Annotated in this window: 5 tRNA genes; all 5 read left to right on the plus strand. The window is 53.9% G+C overall.

Annotated features, from left to right (window positions below):
* The first annotated feature begins 57 nt into the window (after window positions 1-57).
* Window positions 58-148, plus strand: a tRNA-Ser gene (locus tag GTO89_RS16880).
* A 78-nt stretch (window positions 149-226) separates the two neighbouring features.
* A tRNA-Met gene (locus GTO89_RS16885) sits at window positions 227-304 on the plus strand.
* A 12-nt stretch (window positions 305-316) separates the two neighbouring features.
* Window positions 317-410 (plus strand) — tRNA-Ser (locus GTO89_RS16890).
* Between the two features lie 5 nt (window positions 411-415).
* Window positions 416-492, plus strand: a tRNA-Pro gene (locus GTO89_RS16895).
* A 13-nt stretch (window positions 493-505) separates the two neighbouring features.
* Window positions 506-579, plus strand: a tRNA-Gly gene (locus GTO89_RS16900).
* Window positions 580-620: the final 41 nt, after the last annotated feature.

A 620-nucleotide genomic window follows, 5' to 3' on the forward strand; every position in this document is an offset into this window, starting at 1 on the left:
CCCCCGCAACCAATTGAACGGTTCTTGACTTCGCTCCATGGGTAGCATAAGCACTGCGGAGTGGTACTCAAGTGGCTGAAGAGGACGGTTTGCTAAATCGTTAGTGGTCGTAAGGCCAGCGTGGGTTCAAATCCCACCCACTCCGCCACACTCTACTGTGTTCGAGTCAAGTCAATGCGATTGGCTCGTTGAGAATTCCGCTTCCTGAGCGGAGCCTGGATACGTTGGCGGTGTAGCTCAGTTGGTCTAGAGCATACGGTTCATACCCGTAGTGTCGTAGGTTCAAATCCTACCACCGCTACCATTATAAAAATGTGGAGAGATGGCCGAGTTGGTCGAAGGCGCACGATTGGAAATCGTGTAGGCGGGCAAAACCTGTCTCAAGGGTTCGAATCCCTTTCTCTCCGCCATTTATCGGGGTGTAGCTCAGCTTGGTAGAGCGCCTGCTTCGGGAGCAGGAGGCCGCACGTTCAAGTCGTGTCACTCCGACCATGTCGGTATCCACGCGGGTGTAGCTTAATGGTAAAGCCCTAGCCTTCCAAGCTAGTTACGTGGGTTCGATTCCCATCACCCGCTCCACGTTCACACCAGTGGCATCATGAGATGGTCACTGCATGGTC

It is taken from the genome of Heliomicrobium gestii (genome assembly GCF_009877435.1).
Taxonomy (GTDB): domain Bacteria; phylum Bacillota; class Desulfitobacteriia; order Heliobacteriales; family Heliobacteriaceae; genus Heliomicrobium; species Heliomicrobium gestii.